Raw genomic sequence first — 20,795 nt, 5'->3', positions numbered from 1 at the left:
AAAAGCATTGACTATAGTCTTATGTAAGTATATAATGACTATATACTCAATTAAAGGGAGAGAAATTCATTGGAAATTTTAAAACTTATAGTAGATACTTATGCACAATTCTTTGATTGGCATATGTGGGTTGACCTCTTTACAAACCCTGTTGCTTGGGGTCTAATCGGAACACTGGTTGTTATGGAAGGACTATTATCTGCTGATAATGCGATTGCGTTAGCAGTTCAAGTAAAACACTTACCAGAAAAACAACGTAAAAAGGCTCTAATGTACGGACTATGGGGAGCATACTTCTTCCGTTTCCTTGCAATTGGTATTGGTACAGCCCTTGTAAAACTATGGTGGGTAAAACTTGTTGGTGGTCTATATCTTCTTTGGATGGCATTCAAATTCTTCAAAGAACACTTTGCGAAGAAGCGTCAAGCAGATAATGAAGAAGAAGACGGTGAAGAATCAGACAAGCCTAAGATTAGCGGTTTAGCACGTTATATCGGTATCTTCTGGGCAACAGTAGTATCGGTTGAAATGATGGACATTGCGTTCTCTGTTGACTCAGTATTAGCGGCCTTCGGTATTTCTGACCATGTTGGTATCCTGTTACTTGGTGGTATGCTTGGTATCCTTATGATGCGTGGTGTAGCACAACTATTTACAAAGCTAATGGAAAAAGTTCCAGAATTAGAAGCGACAGCTTATATCCTAATCGGATTTATTGGTGTTAAAATGCTTCTAACACTTGTACACATTCACATTAGTCACCCTGTATTCTTTGTTTTCGTTATCGGTTGTATCGTTGGTACATTCGTACTTAACAAAATGAAACAAAAGAAACACGCTTAATCAAACTTATCACAATATATTGACTATAAACAATAATGGTTAATTTATTGACTAAAAAAAGCTCCTACTTGGTAGGGGCTTTCTTAATGACCATATTTATCAATGTTACAGATTCTACATAAGATAAAGAAATAATAAAAAACAGGAAAAAATTACTTTTATATAAAAAGGAGAAAGAACCATATGATACCTAAAGTACATCCAGTTCAAAGCATGATGCACTTTCCAAAACCTATTCAACCTAATGTGCAAAAGAAAAAGGAATTGAATACAGAGGAAACAAAGAGTTTTAGCGAAGTATTAAAGGAAATAAGGAAAAAAAGAGGGGATTTCCCTTCATAAAGTTTCAAACCAAACTCTGTTCTAATGAACAGGGTTTTTCATATGGTACAGGGGGAGAAATAGTGATTATATAAGGGATATATAAGATACTTATGATTAATATTTTGTATAACAGTGTATATAATATAAGAAGGTAAATTTAAAAAGTAGTATTGCTTAATACACTATTTTGTTTAAGTTTTAGGTGTCTTAGGACACAACCCTCTCCTATGCTGTTACTTTATACAGCATTTTATATATTGGTAGTGGATTTACCCCTCTTTCCATGCTTGAAAAAGCAGTTGACATACCGAAATCAGAGATTGGACAATTCCAGTCTCTTTTTTCATACAAAAAAAGAACCCTGCCATTACGACAGGATTCACTTATTGAACGATTAGGTTATCGATGTATATGCTCTTTACCTCTGCATTTTCTTTTTCCATAATCGGATTTAAATTCTCGATTAAAATTCCTTTTGTTCCTTCAATGTGTTTAACATTCATTTGGTCAGGTTTTAATTTCATCATTTCAAAAATGATTTTATCACGAAGAATGGGCTTTAATTCTTTCACTTTTTCTTCTTTTCCTACAAATCCAAGATTGACTGATAATTTTGCAAAGCTCCCATCAGATAGTTTTACCGTAAATTCATCTAAGGGGAAAAGTATTTCTTTCTCTTCTTTGTGAAAAATGGAACTAATCGCATTGTCTGCGTTTTTTCCCATTGCTTCCGATGTGAAGATTTGATAAAACAAATACCCCACAACAATAATAAGTAAGGTTAGTAAAAAGAACATGAATTTCACTAATCCACTCGATGCTGGTTTTGATTCTTTTGATTCTTTTGATGCCAAAATCATTACTCCTTTTCTTTATGTATTATTTCGTTTACTATATACAATATATTATAACTCGTTGACTATAAAATGTAAACATTTAGTGCTAAAAACCATGTATTTAAATTTAACGAATAAGGGTTGGAAAGGGAGGGAGATTTGATTTTTCGTTCTTTTTTCATAGTCTTTTTTTAAAAGAATAGGTCATTCTTTCATTATCTATAATGATAAAGAATTTGAATAAAGAAGGAGTTTTTATATATGGAACAGGTTATATATTTGGTTGGGATTTTTTTATTTTTAGTAGGTGGATTTGCAGGAATGTTAATCATTTGGATACCAGTAGAGATAGTCGTAATGGATAAATACGATTTTCGTAAAGGTTGGATAATTTCAATCTATGCGTTATATGTATGTATCTATTTCTTATTCGTTCATCATTTAACCATTTCACTTTTAGGTGAATCGTTTATTACACCCATCATGGGAGGAATATATGGGGCTTCCGTTGGTAGTAAATTAAAGGAATTGAAAAAGAAGAAAAGACGTTATTCTTACTAAAGAATAGCGTTTTTTTATACATAAAAAAGAGACGAATTAATCGCCTCCACCACCTCCGTCTCCTCCTCCACTATCACCGCCACTGTCACCGCTACTATCACCACCAAAATCCCAATCCCAAAAGCCACCACTATCATCGGAAGAATGTTGGCGTTTTCGATTGCGTTTCTTTGAAAACAATTTTAGAAATAAGAATAGATTTAAGATAATAAAGGTAATTTCCATTTTGTCAGCAAAGAACAGACATAAGACCACAAACAAGGGAAATGTCGCAAGGATAATCCCACCATTTCGCTTAAAAACGTGTAAAATAATCAAGATAAAAAAAATCAAAAGCAAGATACTTCCAAACATCTAATTCCTCCTTTCTTATAGTTTAAAAAATCCCCTTACCTAATTGTATTGGTAAGAGGATTGCTTTATAAAGAAAATTATTTAGTTTCTGTTTTGTCGTCTTTTAAAAACGCTTGGATTTGTTTAGAATCAAGTGTATAATGACCGCCACTTCCATTTACTTCATACACTTTAAACTTTGCTCCTGCTTTCTTTCCAACAACGACTTCCACGATTCTCTCTTTGGTTTCAAGGTATCCTGTATCGCCTTCTGTCCAGTCGGGCTTCATAAATTCGTGTCGTTTGCTACGTGATTCATCAAAGGTAGCAGAAGACTTTTTAAACGCTTGTGGTGCTCCTTGAACTGCTCTATGACCAGTCAGTGTGACATTAATCGTTTTCTTGTTAAGGGAAGTGACGATTCCCTTTTCACCTGATTTATTCTCAACAACCATTCCGACCTTTACAGTATCAAAAGTCAATACATCTGCTTCATTAACAGAATACGAAAAGTGTGGGAACTGTTTTTCCAGTTGTTCAATATATGCTTTTTTCGCATTTTCAAGTAGTTCTTTATCTGTTTTTCCCTCAACGATAATTGTTACAGGGTCTAAAATTAATGTAACTGCTTTTTCCATTATAACCTCTCCTTTTATAAGTAAAAATAACCTGTTATCTATTATTATCATATCAAAACATTCTTTTATTGTCAATTATTTTTTACAAAAATACAAATTCATTATATTTTATAAAAGAAAGAAGAACTATCTATAATAGAGAGATTTCATTAAAAAAGGATAAAGAATATCTTTATTCGTGAAAACAGGTTTTGACTTTAAATAGGGGAGAGATTTATTTATGAATTTTGTGTAGAGGTAAAGTAAGTAAGTATAAACAGAAGAGTCTTATGACTTTTTTTGTTATTTTGTAAAAATAAAGTGACAAAATTAAAAATGGAACATTTACTCTGTAAAAGGGAAATGGTATGATAGCCTTAACTAATACATAGTGAGGCGTTTAATTAGAAAGGGTGGAATATTAATGGGTACATGTAATGCTTTAGGTTGTGGTTTTGGAGTAGAAGAAATATTGGTTAAAATAGATAATGGACAAAGTAAAGTTACTTTATGTCCAAACCATATTCTAATGCTTAAAAATAACCTGTTTAATATCGAGAGGGTTTATACTGAACCAAGTGAAAGACATGACAAAAATCCATGTGAATGTTGTAATGAACAAGACAGCATTGAATATAAAGACCATGATGCTACTATGTATTTATGTGCTAAACATTTAGGGGATTTGATTGACCGCAATCTTTCTCCAAGAGATTTTAAGACATTGTATCATAAATATGGTAACATCTATATTCTTCATGATGATTTTTACCATCCAGAAACAGGAGAAGCCTTTCAACCAGTAGAGCGTTAATTTGTATAGTAGGGGAGATATATCATGGGGAGAACCACTGAAGGATATTTAACAAAACTGGAAAAGAAAAATCCATTAGGGAAATGGATGACCGAAGCCTATTCAGATAACAAAATCGTAGAGGAATTAAAGAAAAAAGATTTTTTAACTGACGATTTAAAATTAACCCGAAGAGGACAAGAATATGTAATGGGTGTTCTTCAGGAAATGGATAGCGTTCAACGAATTATGGTGGAGCGATTCATCCTGGAACATCATCAATTAAATGTAAATATTTCATATAATGAAAAGTGAGGCACAAGGAGTTTCCTTGTGTCTTTTTATTAAAAGAGCAATTAACAAAAGAGAGGTAGAAATCATGAAGTTATTTATAAAAAATGAAAATCAATTTATGTTAGAAGGAAGTGGAAAAGACTTCAAACTATTAGGTTATTCTATAATGCGTCAACAGTCTTCATTGCCTACTATATTGAAAGAACCTTCTATTATAGATTTTTACCAATCTCTATTGCGATTATCAACTAAAGACAATCATGAAAGTCTTTCTTTATTAACTTCAAGGTCTTCATTAGACTGGTTATTTCAGGTGGTGAAACTATTACCGAAAACCAAAAAAGAATTAGATACTTTTATATCTGATTTACATAAACAATATATGGTGCTTCAACAAGACGAACAAACAGAAAGCCACTCATTGAAAGATAGTTTAATCAAGGATTATCAAGATATTTTAGGATTAGAGAACATTAAGAAAATGACAGCATTTATTCAGTCCTTTGAACTAACTGAAGATGAACTTCAATCGATGATTATTCAGAAGTTCTTAGATTCCTTTCCTTCCATAAAACCAGAAGATATTCGGATAGACATGTTGGAGAGAATGTACGACCATTTCTTCTCTGTTTATCAATCATTGCTAATTGAAACCCATTTAATCTACCCATTTCCTTTGTTCCAGAATCAATTGGCTGGTCTTAATCTGTTTTCAGAAGGTAAAGAATCATGGACATGGATATACCTTCTTTACTTTGATATGTTTTTAAAGGGAGTGAATGACGGAATCGTTTATGAAGCAGAAGATAGTGATATGTTATTTGATTGGTTCAAACCATTTTTTATAAAGATAGCAGAAAAACAGAAGGAAAAGAGTGTTCAAATAAAGGAGCAAATACAAGCACGTAAAGAGAAAGATATGATAGAATTTCGGAATATTTATATTCAGGAATTATCTAAGTGTTTTCAAGATATAGAAAGAATAGAAGAAGATAAAGAAATTCCTTATAACGTGGTCTTTATATTAAAAGACAATCGCAAAATCGTCTGCAATACGTTGAAGCATTATCAAGTATATAGAGAAGAAATAAAAAGCCTGGGAAAAGAACAAGTAAAAAGTATGAAGGAGTTTATCCAGAAGGTTGCACCTATATCAAATCAAGGAGCAGAAACTTGGATAGATAAAGGTTTTGATGAAGTAAAAAAGGACATTTATCCAATGATACGATTAATAGAGTCAACTCCTGAAAAGGCTATTTATTCTCCTTTGACAAAAGATATGGGTATTTACTATGGAATCCGATTAGAAATAAAGGGAAAGGTTCAATACGCCATTATTATGAGAAAAACTTTAGACAAGTGGGGAATCACTGTTGAAGTTTTAAATCAAACTGCATTAAGTAATTTACAGAAAAAAAGACCAACATTTGTAAGTTATCAAGAGGTTATTCAAAAACAATTAACAAAAGAAGAGTTAAATAAATTGCCAAGTGCATATAAGAATCTTTATATGTATGCAGGAAAAAGTTCGATTGACTCTTCCAATTTATTAAACAAAATAGCCATAGATAAATTAAAGGAATCATTGAATACAGAAGAGTTGATTTTTTCCGTACCAGTCCGAGACTGTTTGCTTGTAACAAAAAAAGAGGAACTTTCCTTCTTAAAACAAATCACAGAACACTTTTATCAGTCCCATTCTGCAAGACTATCTCGGAATATTTTAGAATGGTCAGAAGGCGAATGGAAATCACTAACTTAAATCATGAAAAATACAAAACGAGGGATAAAAATGATAACAATGACAGCTATTAAAAAGGGAGTCCATTCCTGCTTTGATGAAGCATTAGATGAATCCCATGAATTAAAAGAGAATGAGCATACCATTGGATATATCCGTTTTCATGAAAGGGAAGAAGGAAAGGGAGCATGGATAGAATTTATTTTAGCAAAGGAAAGAAGTAAGCGATATGGAGATAAAATCATTCAGTATGTATTTGACCACTTTCCTTTTGAGTATGTAGAGGGTACTTCCATTTATGAACCACATTTCTTCTGGAAGAGAATTGGAGCAACCTTTGATGATGAAGTAGACGAAGATGCTTGTGACGGAACATATTTTATTCTTTATCGGGAAAATTTTTATCAAGCAATACAAAACTAACGCCACTGGATAATTTCAATGGTGTTTTTTTCTTTTCTCTTTTAATTTTGTAAAAAATAAATGACAAAATAATTATTGAGATATATAACAAAATGTGGTATAATATAGGTATAAATATAGAGCGGAATCATGAAGGAGTTAATATGTTATGAAAATACGTTTAGTTAGTGAAGGCTTTGGAATCAATGAACTTGTAGAAATAGATAAATGGTTTGCAGGAGACCTTATGCTCAAACGAAAAACTCCAAGACGATTTGAATTTATTAATGGTTGGGAAAAAGAAGATTTCCAATATAAAACAAAAAAGCGATTTGAAGGATATTTGAAAGGTTCTAAAACCTATCAGATGGCTTATCTCACAATAGAAGAAGACACAGAAAAAGGAGAGAGTGTCCAATGAAATATTTACACACACTATATGACCATTCCCTTGAAAGAAATTATAAATTATATCAAATGAATGCCAAAGAGCTAAGTGAACGATTAAAAAAGCATTATAACTTGCCACCTATGATGCTTCAACTCTTCAATTCAGAATCGAAGTTAGCAAGAAATGTAAAGGATATTAAAGAATTAAAAGCTCATGGACACATCCTACGAAAAGACGATATGCGTGTTCAAGATGTAAGAAAAATGGTAGGCAAAATCAAAAACAATGAACACGTTCAACCGATGACAAAGCAAGGAATCCATTTTGGCTATGAAGTGATGCCAGTCGCTCTTTCAGTAAAAGGAGACGTGGAGAATTCAGAGACACCGATAGAACTAATGGATGGATTTAAACGCCTCTTGGTTATGGATACAAGTGATATTCCTGATATAGATATTATGGTGAAAGTCTACGATTCTTTAGATGATAGAGAATGGATTAACGCTATGTTACTTTATAATAGTTGGAAATATGCTGATTCTGAAGGTGCAGATAAGTACATGGACAGAGGATTTCAATTAGGTCTTTATTATCGTTACCGTCTCATGTTTGTAAATATGATTCTTCCACATTGGGATATGTTTAGAGCGATAAACATCTATACAACAGGAAGAGATTTAGAAAGCTATTGGAGAGAAGGTTCAAGCACTGCAGGAGTATATAAGACCTTCTGGAATAACATTGTTTTCTACGATGATATTCAAGCAATCTATGACATTCTCACGTCTAAACCGATTTTCAAAGTCAAGAAAAAGGGACAAATTGTAGAACACGACATGAAACAATATAAATACAATAATAGTGGATTGAATCGGATTCTCGAAGTATTTGTATCTCTTCTTGGTGAAGTTAGAAGAATGGAATTTAACAAAGGTCTAACAGAACGTAAAAAGTTTGACCGTTCCATTTTAGAAAATTATTTAAATGATGAAAGTCTGCAGAAACAGTTTGTCAAAGTGATAGAAATGTCCGTAGATGGATTCATAATGAATCATATCAGAGGTCATATGAGAGAAGATATGAAAAAGCGTATGTATGAAGGAATGGGACATGAATATAAAGCTCCTGAACCGATAATCAAAGCTCCACAAAAACCATTCAACTTATCAGATATTAAGTTTTGAAAAGAGAGAGCGAATTGATAAAAAGAAAAATAATTGGTTCGGATAACGGAAAAGGGTTGCAAATGATTTGCACTCTTTTTTGTTTTTATAAGAGTATTTTTTAACCACTATAATATAAAAAGTAAACAAAACAGGAAGCAGAGCTATTGTATAGAAAGGTGGATACACATGAGTACAGTCATTACGAATGGATACAAATTAAAGAGAAAATTGTCCTTAGATGAATTACAAAACTTCTCAATGGAGTTGCGAAACAAAATGGATGAAACCTCTATCCGTATTTGTGAAAGATTAGTAGCGGAGAGAATAGCAGATATTCTGGATACGTTTATGGTAAGAGGCGAATCAGAAATCAAGAATAAGTATGGGGAAAAAAGAATAGACCTTACTTCCTCTTTGTTTTCGGAAGCCTATTGGGATTTGTGGAAAGAACATCAGAAGTTTAAAAAGGGAGAAATCTGTAGCGACCCTGATGCAAACTTTGATTGTAAAGTGGTTTTCTTTCCTGCCAAATACAAATTGTTGGCGATGTTTTTTTGCTATCATGAAGAATATGAAAAGGAATGGGAATCTATTGAATCTGTTTGTAAATATGAGTATTACAACCATACAGATAGACCCAAAAAGCTCTCAAAGAAACAATGGGATAAACGGAAAGAAATTTGGAAGCAAGTTTTACCAGGTTTCGGTTCACCAGCCCTAAATGGAATGGAAGTAAATTGTGTTATCCATATGCCAACAGCTCAAGCATTAAGAAAAGAAGAAATTCTAAAGTACCTTCCTTCTTTTGATAAAAGAGTTGAAGCACAAGCGAAAGCCCTTTTATTACAAGAAAAATGGGATGAATGGAACACCAAAGAGGAAAATAAAGACCAGATTCGATTAATCATGAAAATAGAAAGATGGATTCGTTCTGAAGAAGGACAGGCAGAATTGGAAAAACAAAAAGAAATGGTAGCCAAAATAGTAAAACCTACAATTGAGGTTGCTGACCTTCAACAAACGATTGAGCTTTTTTCTAACATCATAATTGATTAATTCATCAACCATAGGCACTCTGCATAAGGGTGTCTTTATTTTTTTCTTTTGCAGAAAATTATGGTAATAAATGAAAACGTAATCATCTATAATGCAATATCTAACGAAACATTAGGTGTTCAAATTGAACAAATATGCCTTATAAGTAGACATTGGAATTCATGTGAATGAACCTCTCCTAACATTTCATTCAGTGAAAATGTCTATGAGGAAGGAGTATCAGAGGAGCAATCCTCTGTTTTTTGTTTTTATAAGACAAATAAATCCCAAAAAAATTGACTATAGTCTATGATATTTGTGGTAAAATAGAGTAAGAGAATACATAAAGGAGGTTGCGGTTTGGAAAAGAAATTTATTTGGTCAATTGGCGATGCTTCAATGGAGTTTAGTAATGGAAGTATGCAGTATTTTAAAGAGTTAGAACCAGCTAAAGATATAGAGGATGTTCTTTATTTTTACTATGATGTTCTGATTAAGATTGGAAGAAGAAGATTAAAATTATCCACTTATGATTTTCCTAAAGTACAAAATCTTCATTTGTTCATTCAGGAAATGATAAATCACAAAACCAAAGAAGAAGGGTATTTGTTAGAAGACTTTCAAGATGGTGGTTTTTCTCGAAAGATACGTTATCACCAATTAGAACTCGAAGATACATTCTGGATAGAGTATTTTGTTCGTTTGGAAAAGTATTGCTATGAAGTGAAACAGTGGGATGAAGAAACACCAAATGAATTTACAACTTATAAAATGACCATTGGTGAAATTGGAAACCGCTCTAATGGAGAATCTTGTGTCGCTTGGTTCATAAATGACCTGAGTGAAGAAAAGCTACTGGAATTAGCTCAAATCGCACAAGACTTTGTTCAATACAGTATAGAACAAAACAATATCCAAGTAGAGGAATGGATAAAAGAAGCGGAAGAAGAGAAACAAAGGGGGGATAAGGAGAATGAGGAGACTGAATGAAGAAGAAATTAATGCTCTTTCATTAGATATGAAAATTTGTTATATGCTACAAGGTTGGAACAATGTCATTTCTCCTAAAAACCCTAAAGAATGGGCTGAACAAGTAGGTTTTTTTAATTTTAAAAAACAAGGAGAGTCCAACAATAACCCTGTTGCGATTGAAAAAGCATTACATTTTGCAGAATACCATATTGATTTTATAAAAAAACACATTGTAAAGGAATGAGCATATGAAAAGCAGACAGAAAAAACACTTACAAAAAATCATAAAAAGAAGCCCTATCGTTTCTTTTTCTCAAGACGATAAGTTTCAAATAGGGGATATTGTTTCCAAACAAGATTTTTCACAGGCTTGTGGTTTGGATGATGAATTTATTACGACTACCAGCTTTAAAATAGCAAAAGAAGATATGTATTCCGATTTAATTATGTTCGTAGATAATTACTTGGTTTCTGGTGGACACCAATTTGTTTATCTTTTACTTCCAACAACGGAAGGTAAATATCGTATCGTTGAAAAAGAACGCAAAGCAGAATGGCAGGATAAATACTGGAAAAAAGAAGACCCCGACAACCAACGTGACTGGTGTTATTTCGATGAAGATATTAATGATTTGTTTGACTATATTATGAAGAAATTCGATAAATATAATAAATAAAATAGGCAAATCAATTTGTTAGAGGAAGAGGGAAAAGCAAAGTTGCAAAATGAACAAAATCAAGTTGAAAAATTAGGTGTTACAGGTTGGATATGTTTAGTTCTTTTTGGAGCTTTAGTGCTTCATTTCTTTTATTTCTGGACATTCGGACTTTATTTTGGAATTAAAGAAGATAAAGCAGAACATGAAGCCTATTTAGAACAGCGACAAGAAGGAATTGAAACATTCGCCCTGGTCATCGATAAAAAATTTGTAGGTGGCAAAAACCCTTATCATGAGATTACTCTTTACGTAAAGAGCTTAAATGAAGAACATAAAGTAAAAGTTCAAAAAGAAATATACGACCCTGTTCAATCAGGTGATTTTATTGAAGTAGTTGTGAAGGACAATAATCTTTATTTCGGCAACAAATCAGACGAAGACCATACCATTCGATTTGAAGATAATGAAATAGTCAATCAAGAAGAAAAGATAAAAAAATAGAGAGTAGGAGGGGTATTAGTGAAATTAGTTTGTGATTGTGGAAATGAAATGGAGTTTATTCCAGACAAAGACAGGACAGAAGACGAGAGAGGTCAATATGTCAAAAAAGATACAAATAAGTTTGGCTTTTGGGCTGAACACGATGAAACAGGTATTACCTGTGAACAATGTAAAAAAGCGATTTGGTATTTTGCGTAGATAATAGAAGAACAACATTGGTTGGGAAAACAAATATAAAAAGAGAGGAGAATAGCGGTTGGCATTTAAGAAAGCAGACTTTGAAAAATTGTCACAAAAAGCAAAATACTTTGATGAATTAGGAGCGGTTTTTGACGAAGAAAACACCAAAAACTGCTTTGTGATGCCATTTTTCTTAGCGTTAGGATATGACGTATTTAACCCCTTAGAATTTATGGCAGAGCTTAATCTTGATACAAGGCACAATGGAGCAGAGAAGGTTGATTACGCCATTTGTGTAGATATGACACCACGTATTATTATTGAGGTAAAGAAAAAAGGAACTGCTCTAAAGAAAAGTATTGGTCAGTTAAAAAGATATTTTAATTCAGACGTTCGTGTGAGATATGGTGTTCTAACGAACGGAATAGATTATTATTTCTTTACGGATACGGTTAATCAAAACATCATGGATGACCATCCTCATTATATGCTTAATATCTTGCAACTAAAAAAAGATGATATTGAATTTTTAAAACAATTAACAAGAGAAAATGTATGGACTGTATTTTCTCAAAATAGAGAGGGGCAAAAATGAAGATATTCCTGTTGAGAAGTATTTATTCTTTAGGATTAGCTTTGCCAGTGTGGGGAATAGAACACTTTTATTTTGGTAATAGTAATCTCCCAATTGCATTGGTTTCCTTTTTATTGATATGGATAGTTTCATTATTTATGATTTTCAATGATGAAATTGGTTCAATGGAACAGACTGTTGGGTTAGCCATGATGGTATTCTTGTACGCTATTTATGGCGTTCACCATTGGTTTGCGTATGCCATTGTCGTAGGTCTTCTTGTGCTTATATCTCTTATTTGTATGTTCATTGTCTTTGGAGAAGACATAAGAAATAGAAAAAGAGACAAAATACTAAAAGAAATCTATCCGTTAAAAGGGAGAGAATTGAATGAGGAAGAGAAGGAAGTTCTTTGCTCCTTATATGGGGAAAACGGACATTATTACAAAGTCATTCAAAGCGGAGCATTATCAGAAAGAGATGCAGAAGCGATTAACGCAAAAATTAGAAGGGTCATTAATATAAAACAGCCATAAGAGTAGATTCTCTCAGGCTGTTTTTATTTTGTCTTATTTCATATTGTCTTTAAGCCGAATTAATTCTTCTTTACCCCTGTTTACATATTCATCAATAGCAGAAACTACTTGATTAGCAGTTGACTCTCTTAACAAAATATCGTGATAGGCTTTTTCTAACACTGATTCATAGTGCTTTAGTTCATATTTTTTAGCTGGTAGCATATTTATCTTAATAATATGAGCTAATCTTTCTACTTGTTCTTGTGTGAGGATTTCAGGTTTCTTCATAATATGATGATAGATTTGTGAAATTCTCATAATTGGTAAATCGGTATCATTTTGAATCCGAATCGTGTCATTCGCAATTACAAAAATCGGTTCAAAAAAGAACGGAGAGGATGTTTTGCCATATGATTTTTCCCACTCTTGATTGATTAATAGTTGTTTAAAGGCAATATGACGATTCATTTGAGATGTTACATTGTTTGTAGGTTCTTCATTTCCATTTGGGAATACTTTTATCCATTGTCCATCTTTTGTTATTTTTAAGGCATAACTCCCTTTAGGAGAGTAGTTCTTAACTTCAATAGTGAAAATCCCTCTTGTAGAGACAATGATGTTGTCGGATTCTACCGATTGTCCATTTACTTCAAAACGGACATTGGGAATGTGCTTCCAAAAACCTTTGTACATGTCTAACTCTTCATTCACACGATTTTCTCCACCAATCCCTGCTCCCATTATAGCCACTTCTTTTTCTAAGTAAGCAAGAGCTTCTTGATAGATTCTTTGATATCTTTCTACATCCGTTGACATAGGTGATATAGAAGAGGGTGTAATTCCCATTTTTGAAAGAATTTCTTTTATTGGAGAAATAGGCACACCTTGTATAGCATCCCTTCCTAACATATCTCTTATATAGCTCATTCCATTTGAAAAGTGAGAAGGGCTATAAGATTGAATATGTGCGAATTCTTTCTCTACTAATTTTAAACGGTCATTATTATCGACTCTGCTTTCCAGGGGTTGTAAATTTATTTGTTTAGAAATAGATAAGGAAGAAAACTCGTTTTTATAATTACGAGATTCAAACACATCTTTTGCTATCCCTTTTAAAGCCTCCATAGATTGGATTGGCTGTAGCTGTAAGGCACGTTCCACTTTTGTAGTAGGTAAGGATTCGTGACGTTCTAATCTGATTCTTTCTTTCTCTAATTCGTTCTTCTCCTCTTTATAGTTGTCCCACACTTCTTTTTTAGCTTGAGGAATAAAGTAAAGAAGAAAAATAACCATACATACTTCATAGGGAGTCCAGCTAAAAATAACAGTAAATATAACCAAAGGAACAATGAACACTCTAAGAAAAACTAAAACAGAAATCATAAATGTTGATAGTAATAAACCAACATATTTTAGAATAAGTTTTTTATCATCTTTGTCCAAAAAAGATAACTCCTTTCCACGCTTTTCCTAAATTATACCGCTTTTTATTGATTATAGTCAATGGAATAGAGCGTTGATAAGGAAAATTTTTTAATCTTTCACACAAAAAACCATGAAGCATTATAACTTCATGGCTAACTGTATATCTTGGTCGTAAGATTCTCCAAACAAGAGGGTAGAGATAATTTGCATATAAGAATGTATTCCATGTCGGTTCATGTATCGGACTGGTTTCCGTTGAGCAATAACATAATTATGAATATGCTGTGGGGTTAAAAATTCAGGAAAAACCACTTCAAAGCTATGAACAAATTCCTTTTTACTGTTTCTCACTTCAACATAGAGCTTGATTTCACCAATCTTTTGACAAAATATATACTGTAATGCCCCCGACCCCTGCAGTTCAATGACGAAATCCTCTTTTGAAATATCTACATTAGTAAAAACATGCTCCTGAATGGGCGTTTCTTTCAAGTTTAAAGGAATGAGTTCATTTTCTTTGTAAATACGATATTCCTTGTTTGGATTCTCTCCGATTTCATTCCATGTTCGGTAATTGACGATATCGGCTATCGTGGTTCGACCTACATTATAATAGTCAGCTAATGCCTTTTGTGTGAAGTGTCTTAGAGCATATTCCTCACGAATTGTTCTCACAATAGAAGGGTTTAGGATAGTTTGAGGGTTATTTTGTCCTTTTTTCGTGGTAGAGAGTTTATCTGACCAGTTCTTTGAGTATCGGTTCTGCTTGATTCCCTTCATTAAATTTTCCCGACCTTGTTCGGACATATTTTTATATCCTTCACGCTTTTTTTGACGGAAAGATTCATCTGCCTCATAGGTATTCAAGGTTAGATTCAATTTTCGTAAATTGGTGTGGTCTTTGTCCCTAAAATAGACTTTATCTTCCTCACCAGCACCTAAAAGGAGTTTATGTAAATAAATAGATTTATCCTGGTTAGAAATAAAGTAAAAGTAACTTTTATCGGTGTCTTTATAAATCAATATCCAACGACCATGAATAGAACGAGCAATTGATAAGTCTTCTTTGTCAATCGTAAGTCGAACGATGGTGTCTTTGTAGGGAACGTCAATAATGGCAATGTCTCCATCAATTTGATAATAATTCTCCATTTCCCATCCTCCTATATTGACCGTCATAAATGATATATCCTTATTATATAGGGGCATAAGGAAATATTCAATTCCTTTCCAGCTAAGTTTACGGATTTTAGCTGGTGTAAAAAATAATTTACAAATATGGCAGTAAATGATACAATTGAATACAGGAAAGGTTTTATTTATAAGGAGGAAAAAGAAGCATGGTCAAGAAAATGAGAGAAGAATCCATTGAATATTTACGCAATCGTTGTTGGGAGCTATGTCATGAAGATGTATCTGTTCCAGAGGAAATAGATAAGTGGGCTGAAAAAGAAGGCTTCGGCAATGAAGAAGAAGGTTATTTGGTTCAATGTAATGGTCAATATGGGTACTTATATAATGAGGAATATTGGCACGATGAACAAACGGACACTTTAGCCAAAGATTTTGCGATAGAGCATCAGTTAAAAAGTGGCGAAGTATTGCAACGATTATATGAAATAGGCAATCAATTATCAAGCAAAGTAGAAGAATCTATTTTGGTTATCGTTGGAGAAAAAACAGGAGTTATGGAAGCACATGAATTGTGTATATTCTTTCCTTTTGGAGTAGATAATCCCACATATAAGGAAACGCTTAATTTGTTCATGCAAGTCGGAAAAACCGTAGCATAAGGGGAGATTTCTCTCTCCTTTTGCTTTTTACATATCGTCTCTATGATTCATTCCTAAAAGAAGGGGATTTTAACATGTCTGAAAACTTTTCAATTAATATTCGTTTATATGTAATAGTGGCACTTGGAGGAAATTCTTTTTTACATGAAGAAATTGATACGATTTATGAAGAAAAGAAATTAGACTATTATCATGCCTATAAATTAAGTGGCTTCTATGATGACATTACCTTTAAAACATACATGATTGATAAAGAAGCAAGAATGAAAAAAGTAGCAGGGATTGTGGAATGGTGTTATAAACATAACGATTTAACACTGATTTATCGTCTTCTCAAGAAAGGATTTAAGTTTTCATGGAACTTCATGAAAAATCAAAACTATATCTCGATTGATGAATTTGCTTTGTCTTTCCAAAAGAAAAGAGGCAAAGACTTTTCAGAGCAAGATATGTTCTTCCATTGTATAGCTTTAATGTATTTGTGCTATCAAGAAAAAATACATTTGGATTTACAATCAGAGTTTGGTCGTTATTTTCAGCAAATGTTTGTCAATCATGTTCAAGATATTTTTACAGGAAAGATTCTGTTTACGGAAGAAAACTTTAAGGAATCAAGAAATGAACTGGATGGCTTATATCAAGACTTTTATGTATCTCCCAAAACCAGTAATACTACGTTAGAATTGCTTTTTGATAACATCATTTCAGTGGAAGAAAAGAAAATCGGGACTACTCATAATATGTCTAAAGAAAAATATGGAGAAGTACGAAAATCTGTTTTTGAAAATGGAATATCCAAATACATTGGAGCTTATGCAGGATGGATTAAAGCGTTAGGCTTTAATGAGTCGGATTTAACTTCTTCGGTTCGTTTATCAAAAGAAGATTTAGATAGTGTCTTTTTTGAATATATCAATGCACAACATGGCAATAACATAGAAGAACAAGATAAACTTCCTTTTATTGTTGGTCTTTTCTTTATTCAAGCTCTTGTAACAGAGTACAAAAAATCAAAAGACGTTTATTTTAATCAATTACAGGATGACTTTTACTTTGAGTTGGGTGAATATGAGAAAGAATTAGCTGAAAAAGAAAAAGATTTAAAAGAAGCAAAAGAATCCTTTGAAGCAGAGAAGAAAAAAGTCCAGGAAGAAAATGATAAACTTTGGGAAGAGTTGAAGAGATTACAAAAAGAAAATGCTTCTTTAAAAGGAGAAGTGGATACTTTACATGACCATAGTAAAGAAGTTTTTGCTCTTCGTGAGTTCATTTATTCTTTGAAAAATGAAGAAGAGGAAGAAGTAGAAGGAAACCAAATGGAAATGATGATAGAGGAATTGCAAACTATCAAAATGGCTGTCATTGGTGGTTCACAATCATGGGTCAATAAAGTGAAGGAAGTCTTCCCGAATTTCATTATGGTCAATCAGGATAATAAAGGGATAGATTTACGCTTTTTAGATAATGTGGATGTTGTTTGTATCAATACCAAAACCTTTAATCATTCTTTTTATGAAAAAGCAATGAAACAAATGAGCAAAAATGATGTACCATTCTTCTATCTAAATGGAAATTACAACATAGACATAACGGTATCTAAGATTTATCGACAAGAAAAAGTTGTTACAAAAAGGAGAGAAAAATAATGCAAGATGCGTTGTTTTTGATAAAGGACTATATTAGGAGAGGGACTTTGCTCCCTTCTGTTCTTTTAAATAATAAGGAAGTTTATCAACTGATTAAGGATAGTGGTAAATACCAAGTTCCTTCTTTACAAGAATTAAAAAAGGTTGTTAAAAAGTTGGAAATAGAAGAGGATGACCTTTATCTTTCTGTAAATCCTTTCTCACCGTTTGTTTACATCCATCAATTAACGTATGTGGATATTCAGAATTTGAATGAATCATTTTTAGACATGTATCAAGTAAAAAAGACCATTCATTCTCTTAGAGAAGATATGGAGAAGTTTCGTGATGAAGGGGATTATGAATCCATTATTCACATAACGAGTAACAAATATGTATTAAATATCTTTCATGAGGTCTATAACGAGGTAGAACTGGAAAAGAGATATTCTCTGTTTCGAGAGACTTATACTCAAATGGAATATGGTTTTGAGGCATTTCAACCAGATATTTTAGAAGAAGTCTTAACCTTGAATATGGATACTTCTTTTAAAGAACAATTAAAGCCAGATAACAAGGGATATATCACGATTTATCGTGGGGAAGGCTCTAAATCCAGAGGGTTAGAAGAGGCATATAGTTGGACAATTAACCAAAAGATAGCACATTTCTTCGCTAAACGGTTTGACAAAGAAGGAAAAGTTTATCAAGGAAAAGTACATATCAATGATGTGATTGATTATATTGATGATAGAAATGAAGGCGAAATCTTGGTTATACCGACAAATGTAAAGGAAATTATCAAGTTATAAACAATGGTTGGGAAGCATAGGGATAGTTCTCTATGCTTTTTGATTGTTTAGCCTCTCTAACGCATAAAATATAGAAGTTTTATATAAAACAGGTTTTTCTATTAGAAAATGGATACATAGGGAGGATTTATTTATGGAAATGACAATGACAAAGAGAGAAACAGGATTTATTACATTTGGTAACTGGACAGAGTTTAGCCAAAAACTACAAGGACTTTCAGAAAAGGATTTAGAATCTGAACAAAGTTTATGTGAATCAATGGAGATTGATACTGAACTTTATCAAAAAATGATTCGTTCTGCAGTTTACGCTTGGAAAAACTCACCTTCAACATCTATCTTTCATTCCATTGGAAAAAATGGATTAAGTATGCCAAAAGAAGGAGAGACCGTATTCGATTCTCATATAGCACAAACACGTTTTTTACTTATGTTATGTGAATCCAGAATCATTAGTAAGCTATTACTGAAAACGGTAAGGGATGAAAATGGAGAAAAAGTAAAGGTTAGAAATGAATATGCTGTTACGCTTCCAGAAGGAGAAAGAGGAGAGGTAATGGCTAAAAAGGTAAATGAAGTTCTTCAGATAGTGTATCTTTATTTTTGGTACTGCAAAAAACAAGAAGAAAAAGCAGGGTTTAAAAAGCCGAAAAAAATCTATCGTGGTATTCGTTTACGTGACTTTTACCGACTACCAGCTATTCAAAAAGCTATCGAAAATGTACCACCAAGTACAGAAAGAGGCTTTGATAGAAAACGTAGAAAAGCAGAGTACGATTGCATAGTAGAGTATTTAATGAAAAACGGAATTAGAGAGATTTGTGAAAATGATTTAGTTTCTTTCACTTCTTCTAAAACCATTGCAAAGTATTTTGCGAATAAAGGTGGATTAATTATTGAAGTAAATGCAAATGACGTAGAAATCATGACTTCAGAGGTTCATGATGAACGATTTGCAGAAAAAGACTATGTTTCTAACAAATTGGAAAAAGAATATATTCTTAGATTGACTGATACTTCAATGGAAATCAGTAATATTGAAATCTATGACTTGGATTATTACATTGCTATCAATAGCCCTTTATCTGTAAGTATGTTTGACCATAGCGATAAGAGTGCTACGTATGAGTTAAATGGGGTTCATATTAAAGCCTATTACGTTTGGACAAGCAATACCACATCTGCTATCCATTATAAAAACTTGGATACAAATAGTTGGGGATATGGAAGCAGGGAATTTCAAAAGGAATTTGGTTTTTCACCTGTTATCAGCAATAAAAATCTAAAAGACATTAAGAACTTTCAAGTTCATATTGATTAAGGAAGGATGAATGAAAATGGCAGTAGATGTAGATGTAGTTATCGACATTAACGAAAGATGGGAAGAAGGTATTCCTCATGATAAAAGGTCAATTGAAATCTTTCAATTTGTAAAAGATTACGATTTTGAATTTTGTAATGATTTCTTCTGTTTTAAATCAGGAGGAGATGGGGATAACGGAGAGCACTTAATGTATCTCTTGGATGAATTTTTTGCCAACAAAGATAAAGAAGCAGAGAATGAAGGAAAGAACGATAAAGAGGAATAGATATTTTAAAAAGGAAGGAAGTTATTATATGAAATTTAGTCAGATACCAAGATTTACTCGTGATGGAAGTTGGGAATGTGATTATACGTTACAGGATTTTGTTCGTAAAATTAAGGAATGGGAACAAACAGAAGGCTTAGAAATGAATCCAGATTTTCAACGTGGTCACGGTGCGATACGTTCCTAACTGAAAAGGTTAGGCACTAAGATAAAGAACTTACACAGTTTAGAACTTAACTGTATAGAAATTTGAAAGGTTCAGAACTTAGGAGAACTAATAGTTTGAGAAGTCAAATGAAAGGGTAACGCCTTGAAGGGCTTCCACTAATACTCCGACTGGCATGGAAATAAGTAAGTATTGAAGTGTCAGAAGCTCGGTGAAGTCGGCTGAGAGTTACCGTAATCTACTAAACTATTAGTAGAACGAAAGCTGTCCAGAGGTGGATAGTGTAACCCATAGGTCGGGTGTCCGCAAAATGTTCATGGTTAGAATGTTGTTGAATACAAACACAACTGACGAAAGTTCCGAATGAAAGAGTCTAAACTCGTTATATGATAGAAATGTCGTAACTACAAAATGTAGGGTTCATGAGGGTGAGTAAGAATCGTGACTATGAAAATCCTTATACTGTTACAGGCAGTATCCAGTGAACAGGCTCAAAGGAACAACCTAAAAACATATAGATGGATAAAACTATTGGAACGTAGAAAACTTGGAACATGGAGAGCTTACACTCAATGAAATGGTAATGTGGAAAATCAATATGATATAACACATTTTTGTTCAAGTGAGAGTGATGGCATAGTACCG

At 32.8% G+C, this 20,795-nt stretch carries 28 protein-coding genes; 23 read left to right on the top strand and 5 right to left on the bottom strand.

Features of this window, described 5'->3' with window-relative positions; translation table 11 throughout:
- The first annotated feature begins 69 nt into the window (after nt 1–69).
- Entirely contained in the window at nt 70–843 is a 774-nt protein-coding gene (locus tag CVD28_RS03340; RefSeq protein ID WP_101590942.1) for a TerC family protein, read from the top strand.
- Nucleotides 844–1,026: 183 nt separating this feature from the next.
- The gene (locus CVD28_RS27815; RefSeq protein WP_180953888.1) at nt 1,027–1,185 is read left to right on the top strand and encodes a hypothetical protein; all 159 of its coding nucleotides are present in this window, start codon (nt 1,027–1,029) and stop codon (nt 1,183–1,185) included.
- 365 nt (nt 1,186–1,550) lie between these two features.
- On the opposite strand, the gene CVD28_RS03335 is transcribed toward CVD28_RS27815, so the two are convergent.
- Entirely contained in the window at nt 1,551–2,021 is a 471-nt protein-coding gene (locus tag CVD28_RS03335; protein ID WP_180953886.1) for a flagellar basal body-associated FliL family protein, read from the bottom strand.
- A gap of 243 nt (nt 2,022–2,264) precedes the next feature.
- On the opposite strand from CVD28_RS03335, the gene CVD28_RS03330 reads away from it, so the two are divergent.
- The gene (locus CVD28_RS03330; protein WP_101590940.1) at nt 2,265–2,564 is read left to right on the top strand and encodes a hypothetical protein; all 300 of its coding nucleotides are present in this window, start codon (nt 2,265–2,267) and stop codon (nt 2,562–2,564) included.
- A gap of 36 nt (nt 2,565–2,600) precedes the next feature.
- On the opposite strand, the gene CVD28_RS03325 is transcribed toward CVD28_RS03330, so the two are convergent.
- Together CVD28_RS03325 and CVD28_RS03320 are read right to left on the bottom strand one after the other, a co-directional pair.
- On the bottom strand, nt 2,601–2,918 hold the full coding sequence (locus tag CVD28_RS03325; protein ID WP_101590939.1) for a hypothetical protein: 318 nt from the start codon (nt 2,916–2,918) through the stop codon (nt 2,601–2,603).
- Between the two features lie 77 nt (nt 2,919–2,995).
- Nucleotides 2,996–3,535: a hypothetical protein gene (locus tag CVD28_RS03320; RefSeq protein ID WP_101590938.1), complete on the bottom strand. Its 540-nt coding sequence runs from the start codon at nt 3,533–3,535 to the stop codon at nt 2,996–2,998.
- A 403-nt stretch (nt 3,536–3,938) separates the two neighbouring features.
- Here CVD28_RS03320 and CVD28_RS03315 point away from each other — a divergent pair, with 403 nt between their 5' ends.
- From CVD28_RS03315 to CVD28_RS03250, 14 genes are all read left to right on the top strand, one after another.
- Nucleotides 3,939–4,328, top strand: a complete 390-nt coding sequence (locus tag CVD28_RS03315; protein ID WP_101590937.1) for a hypothetical protein — start codon at nt 3,939–3,941, stop codon at nt 4,326–4,328.
- Nucleotides 4,329–4,352: 24 nt separating this feature from the next.
- Nucleotides 4,353–4,622, top strand: a complete 270-nt coding sequence (locus CVD28_RS03310; RefSeq protein ID WP_101590936.1) for a hypothetical protein — start codon at nt 4,353–4,355, stop codon at nt 4,620–4,622.
- Between the two features lie 64 nt (nt 4,623–4,686).
- Complete coding sequence (locus CVD28_RS03305) at nt 4,687–6,363, top strand: hypothetical protein (RefSeq protein ID WP_142384722.1); 1,677 nt, start codon at nt 4,687–4,689, stop codon at nt 6,361–6,363.
- Nucleotides 6,364–6,393: 30 nt separating this feature from the next.
- On the top strand, nt 6,394–6,765 hold the full coding sequence (locus CVD28_RS03300) for a hypothetical protein (protein WP_101590934.1): 372 nt from the start codon (nt 6,394–6,396) through the stop codon (nt 6,763–6,765).
- Between the two features lie 148 nt (nt 6,766–6,913).
- Nucleotides 6,914–7,165 (top strand): hypothetical protein, encoded by a 252-nt coding sequence (locus tag CVD28_RS03295; protein WP_101590933.1) that lies wholly within the window; start codon nt 6,914–6,916, stop codon nt 7,163–7,165.
- Nucleotides 7,162–8,319, top strand: coding sequence for a hypothetical protein (locus CVD28_RS03290; protein ID WP_101590932.1), 1,158 nt, complete (start codon nt 7,162–7,164; stop codon nt 8,317–8,319). Before CVD28_RS03295 ends, CVD28_RS03290 begins: the two co-directional genes overlap by 4 nt.
- 168 nt (nt 8,320–8,487) lie before the next feature.
- On the top strand, nt 8,488–9,357 hold the full coding sequence (locus CVD28_RS03285) for a hypothetical protein (protein WP_101590931.1): 870 nt from the start codon (nt 8,488–8,490) through the stop codon (nt 9,355–9,357).
- Nucleotides 9,358–9,696: 339 nt separating this feature from the next.
- Nucleotides 9,697–10,326 (top strand): hypothetical protein, encoded by a 630-nt coding sequence (locus CVD28_RS03280; protein WP_101590930.1) that lies wholly within the window; start codon nt 9,697–9,699, stop codon nt 10,324–10,326.
- A complete protein-coding gene (locus tag CVD28_RS03275) occupies nt 10,310–10,552 on the top strand; it encodes a hypothetical protein (RefSeq protein WP_101590929.1) in 243 nt (80 codons plus the stop codon). The genes CVD28_RS03280 and CVD28_RS03275 overlap by 17 nt, the downstream gene beginning before the upstream one ends.
- Before the next feature lie 4 nt (nt 10,553–10,556).
- Nucleotides 10,557–10,985: a hypothetical protein gene (locus CVD28_RS03270; RefSeq protein WP_101590928.1), complete on the top strand. Its 429-nt coding sequence runs from the start codon at nt 10,557–10,559 to the stop codon at nt 10,983–10,985.
- A 42-nt stretch (nt 10,986–11,027) separates the two neighbouring features.
- Nucleotides 11,028–11,468 (top strand): hypothetical protein, encoded by a 441-nt coding sequence (locus tag CVD28_RS03265; protein ID WP_142384721.1) that lies wholly within the window; start codon nt 11,028–11,030, stop codon nt 11,466–11,468.
- Nucleotides 11,469–11,486: 18 nt separating this feature from the next.
- The gene (locus CVD28_RS03260) at nt 11,487–11,666 is read left to right on the top strand and encodes a hypothetical protein (protein WP_101590926.1); all 180 of its coding nucleotides are present in this window, start codon (nt 11,487–11,489) and stop codon (nt 11,664–11,666) included.
- Nucleotides 11,667–11,724: 58 nt separating this feature from the next.
- Nucleotides 11,725–12,243 carry a type I restriction endonuclease gene (locus CVD28_RS03255; RefSeq protein WP_101590925.1) on the top strand — a complete coding sequence of 173 codons (519 nt, stop codon included), beginning with the start codon at nt 11,725–11,727 and terminating at the stop codon, nt 12,241–12,243.
- The gene (locus CVD28_RS03250; protein ID WP_101590924.1) at nt 12,240–12,758 is read left to right on the top strand and encodes a hypothetical protein; all 519 of its coding nucleotides are present in this window, start codon (nt 12,240–12,242) and stop codon (nt 12,756–12,758) included. The genes CVD28_RS03255 and CVD28_RS03250 overlap by 4 nt, the downstream gene beginning before the upstream one ends.
- 33 nt (nt 12,759–12,791) lie before the next feature.
- Here CVD28_RS03250 and CVD28_RS03245 read toward each other — a convergent pair whose 3' ends face one another.
- Together CVD28_RS03245 and CVD28_RS03240 are read right to left on the bottom strand one after the other, a co-directional pair.
- On the bottom strand, nt 12,792–14,183 hold the full coding sequence (locus CVD28_RS03245; RefSeq protein WP_101590923.1) for a nuclease-related domain-containing protein: 1,392 nt from the start codon (nt 14,181–14,183) through the stop codon (nt 12,792–12,794).
- A 120-nt stretch (nt 14,184–14,303) separates the two neighbouring features.
- A complete protein-coding gene (locus CVD28_RS03240) occupies nt 14,304–15,317 on the bottom strand; it encodes a hypothetical protein (protein WP_101590922.1) in 1,014 nt (337 codons plus the stop codon).
- Nucleotides 15,318–15,505: 188 nt separating this feature from the next.
- Between CVD28_RS03240 and CVD28_RS03235 the strand changes: the two genes are divergently transcribed.
- The 6 genes from CVD28_RS03235 to CVD28_RS27805 all read left to right on the top strand — a co-directional run bounded on the left by CVD28_RS03235 (nt 15,506) and on the right by CVD28_RS27805 (nt 20,171).
- On the top strand, nt 15,506–15,958 hold the full coding sequence (locus CVD28_RS03235) for a hypothetical protein (RefSeq protein WP_101590921.1): 453 nt from the start codon (nt 15,506–15,508) through the stop codon (nt 15,956–15,958).
- Nucleotides 15,959–16,032: 74 nt separating this feature from the next.
- On the top strand, nt 16,033–17,604 hold the full coding sequence (locus tag CVD28_RS27810; RefSeq protein WP_180953885.1) for a hypothetical protein: 1,572 nt from the start codon (nt 16,033–16,035) through the stop codon (nt 17,602–17,604).
- Entirely contained in the window at nt 17,604–18,395 is a 792-nt protein-coding gene (locus CVD28_RS03225; protein ID WP_101590920.1) for a hypothetical protein, read from the top strand. The genes CVD28_RS27810 and CVD28_RS03225 overlap by 1 nt, the downstream gene beginning before the upstream one ends.
- Before the next feature lie 133 nt (nt 18,396–18,528).
- On the top strand, nt 18,529–19,716 hold the full coding sequence (locus CVD28_RS03220) for a hypothetical protein (protein ID WP_101590919.1): 1,188 nt from the start codon (nt 18,529–18,531) through the stop codon (nt 19,714–19,716).
- A gap of 16 nt (nt 19,717–19,732) precedes the next feature.
- Nucleotides 19,733–19,984 (top strand): hypothetical protein, encoded by a 252-nt coding sequence (locus CVD28_RS03215; protein WP_142384720.1) that lies wholly within the window; start codon nt 19,733–19,735, stop codon nt 19,982–19,984.
- A 28-nt stretch (nt 19,985–20,012) separates the two neighbouring features.
- Nucleotides 20,013–20,171 (top strand): hypothetical protein, encoded by a 159-nt coding sequence (locus CVD28_RS27805; protein ID WP_180953883.1) that lies wholly within the window; start codon nt 20,013–20,015, stop codon nt 20,169–20,171.
- Nucleotides 20,172–20,795: the final 624 nt, after the last annotated feature.

The sequence above is a fragment of the Bacillus sp. M6-12 genome, from assembly GCF_002860285.1.
Taxonomy (GTDB): domain Bacteria; phylum Bacillota; class Bacilli; order Bacillales; family DSM-1321; genus Peribacillus.
This window is presented reverse-complemented; position numbering and strand designations above follow the sequence as displayed.

What these genes read in the sequence shown, in the direction of transcription:
- CVD28_RS27815 (WP_180953888.1), top strand. Translation starts at nt 1,027, where the DNA reads ATGATACCTAAAGTACATCCAGTTCAAAGCATGATGCACTTTCCAAAA.
- CVD28_RS03330 (WP_101590940.1), top strand. Translation starts at nt 2,265, where the DNA reads ATGGAACAGGTTATATATTTGGTTGGGATTTTTTTATTTTTAGTAGGT.
- CVD28_RS03325 (WP_101590939.1), bottom strand. Translation starts at nt 2,918, where the DNA reads ATGTTTGGAAGTATCTTGCTTTTGATTTTTTTTATCTTGATTATTTTA.
- CVD28_RS03320 (WP_101590938.1), bottom strand. Translation starts at nt 3,535, where the DNA reads ATGGAAAAAGCAGTTACATTAATTTTAGACCCTGTAACAATTATCGTT.
- CVD28_RS03315 (WP_101590937.1), top strand. Translation starts at nt 3,939, where the DNA reads ATGGGTACATGTAATGCTTTAGGTTGTGGTTTTGGAGTAGAAGAAATA.
- CVD28_RS03310 (WP_101590936.1), top strand. Translation starts at nt 4,353, where the DNA reads ATGGGGAGAACCACTGAAGGATATTTAACAAAACTGGAAAAGAAAAAT.
- CVD28_RS03305 (WP_142384722.1), top strand. Translation starts at nt 4,687, where the DNA reads ATGAAGTTATTTATAAAAAATGAAAATCAATTTATGTTAGAAGGAAGT.
- CVD28_RS03300 (WP_101590934.1), top strand. Translation starts at nt 6,394, where the DNA reads ATGATAACAATGACAGCTATTAAAAAGGGAGTCCATTCCTGCTTTGAT.
- CVD28_RS03295 (WP_101590933.1), top strand. Translation starts at nt 6,914, where the DNA reads ATGAAAATACGTTTAGTTAGTGAAGGCTTTGGAATCAATGAACTTGTA.
- CVD28_RS03290 (WP_101590932.1), top strand. Translation starts at nt 7,162, where the DNA reads ATGAAATATTTACACACACTATATGACCATTCCCTTGAAAGAAATTAT.
- CVD28_RS03285 (WP_101590931.1), top strand. Translation starts at nt 8,488, where the DNA reads ATGAGTACAGTCATTACGAATGGATACAAATTAAAGAGAAAATTGTCC.
- CVD28_RS03275 (WP_101590929.1), top strand. Translation starts at nt 10,310, where the DNA reads ATGAGGAGACTGAATGAAGAAGAAATTAATGCTCTTTCATTAGATATG.
- CVD28_RS03270 (WP_101590928.1), top strand. Translation starts at nt 10,557, where the DNA reads ATGAAAAGCAGACAGAAAAAACACTTACAAAAAATCATAAAAAGAAGC.
- CVD28_RS03250 (WP_101590924.1), top strand. Translation starts at nt 12,240, where the DNA reads ATGAAGATATTCCTGTTGAGAAGTATTTATTCTTTAGGATTAGCTTTG.
- CVD28_RS03240 (WP_101590922.1), bottom strand. Translation starts at nt 15,317, where the DNA reads ATGGAGAATTATTATCAAATTGATGGAGACATTGCCATTATTGACGTT.
- CVD28_RS03235 (WP_101590921.1), top strand. Translation starts at nt 15,506, where the DNA reads ATGGTCAAGAAAATGAGAGAAGAATCCATTGAATATTTACGCAATCGT.
- CVD28_RS27810 (WP_180953885.1), top strand. Translation starts at nt 16,033, where the DNA reads ATGTCTGAAAACTTTTCAATTAATATTCGTTTATATGTAATAGTGGCA.
- CVD28_RS03225 (WP_101590920.1), top strand. Translation starts at nt 17,604, where the DNA reads ATGCAAGATGCGTTGTTTTTGATAAAGGACTATATTAGGAGAGGGACT.
- CVD28_RS03220 (WP_101590919.1), top strand. Translation starts at nt 18,529, where the DNA reads ATGGAAATGACAATGACAAAGAGAGAAACAGGATTTATTACATTTGGT.
- CVD28_RS03215 (WP_142384720.1), top strand. Translation starts at nt 19,733, where the DNA reads ATGGCAGTAGATGTAGATGTAGTTATCGACATTAACGAAAGATGGGAA.
- CVD28_RS27805 (WP_180953883.1), top strand. Translation starts at nt 20,013, where the DNA reads ATGAAATTTAGTCAGATACCAAGATTTACTCGTGATGGAAGTTGGGAA.